General features: G+C 68.7%; 1 protein-coding gene and 1 pseudogene. One reads left to right on the top strand and one right to left on the bottom strand.

Going from position 1 to position 1,245, the window contains the following annotated elements:
- Positions 1-558: hypothetical protein (locus tag ACIG5F_RS49255; RefSeq protein ID WP_396527284.1), on the bottom strand; the 558-nt coding region annotated here is incomplete at its 3' end.
- A gap of 183 nt (positions 559-741) precedes the next feature.
- Here ACIG5F_RS49255 and ACIG5F_RS49250 point away from each other — a divergent pair.
- A pseudogene (locus ACIG5F_RS49250) lies at positions 742-1,245 on the top strand (hypothetical protein); the annotation flags it as partial.

Here is a 1,245-nt window from a genome sequence, read left to right as displayed (position 1 = left end):
CACGGGCGGCGGCGGCACGACGACGTCGTCGACGATGTTCTCGTAGCGGTAGGCCCGGTAGGAGCCGTTGGGGTGGCCGTCGATGCTCGCGGCGCCGATCGAACCGGTGAGGTGACGGACCGGCGTCGCGCCGAACGTGTAGTACAGGAAGTGGCCGTTGGAATCCGTCCAGTGGTCGAACAGGATCGTGTGCGTGCCGGCGTAGTCGAGGATGTCGCCGGCCTTCAGGTCGTCGCGGGAGATCTGGTGCGACACGCCCGGCAGCGTCGCCGTGCTCAGGCTCGTGGTGAGATGCCAGGCCATCGACACGTACCCGGAGCAGTCCCGGCGGTACATCCGGCCATCCTGGTCCGGCCCGTTCGCTTTCTGGTTGTAGTCGCCCGGCTGGTGGTCGACCCAGTACTGGGCGCGGGAGATCACCTCGCTTCTGGTGATCCGTCCGCCCAGGTCGGACGCCTGCGCGGCGGGGGCGGCCAAGGCCGTTGCCGCGCCGGTCGCGGCCGTCACGCTGAGGGCGAGCGCGACGAGCCGTTTGGTGAATCCACGTCGTGTGTGCATGAGACCCCAGTGCTTCCTCTTCGCGGCGGAACGGGATTTCCGCTCGGTCGGTCCCCAGGCTCGGCGACGCCGCTGGAAATCGGCTTCAAGTCGTTTCCAGGTGAGCTGAAGCGGTTCTCCGGGTGGCGCGGTCGAGGCTGACGGCAGCAACGTCGCCAACCACGACACCACGGGGGAAATCCCATGTCCGCACGAACCTTTCGGCCGGTCCGCCGGATCGCGCTCGGGCTCGCGGCCGCGGTCTGCGGCACAGTGGCGGCCGGCCTGCCGGCGCACGCCATGCCGCTGAGCTGTCCCGTCCCGGCCAACCGCGATATCACCGTCACCAGAACCGTGTTCGACACGGGCCATCGACTCGGCGTCTCCGACAAGGTTCTGCTGGCCGGATTCGAGACCGGCTGGGTCGAGTCGCACATGAACAACCTGTCCTGCGGCGACAGGGACTCGCTCGGGGTGTTCCAGCAGCGCCCGTCCGAGGGATGGGGCACACCGGAAGAGATCATGGACGTGGCGCACGCGGCGACCTCGTTCTTCACCAGAGCGGTGAACGCCGAGAACAAACACCCGGGCTACACCGCCGGTCAGGTCGCGCAGGCCGTTCAGGTGTCGGCCTTCCCCAGTCGTTACGACGAGGCGCAGCCCAAGGCGCTGTCGCTGCTCGCCGAGCTGCGCCCGCCGGCGATGACC

This window comes from Kutzneria sp. NPDC052558 (genome assembly GCF_044547355.1).
Taxonomy (GTDB): domain Bacteria; phylum Actinomycetota; class Actinomycetes; order Mycobacteriales; family Pseudonocardiaceae; genus Kutzneria.
The sequence above is the reverse complement of the archived record's forward strand: the minus strand, read 5'-3'. Positions and strand labels throughout refer to the sequence as shown.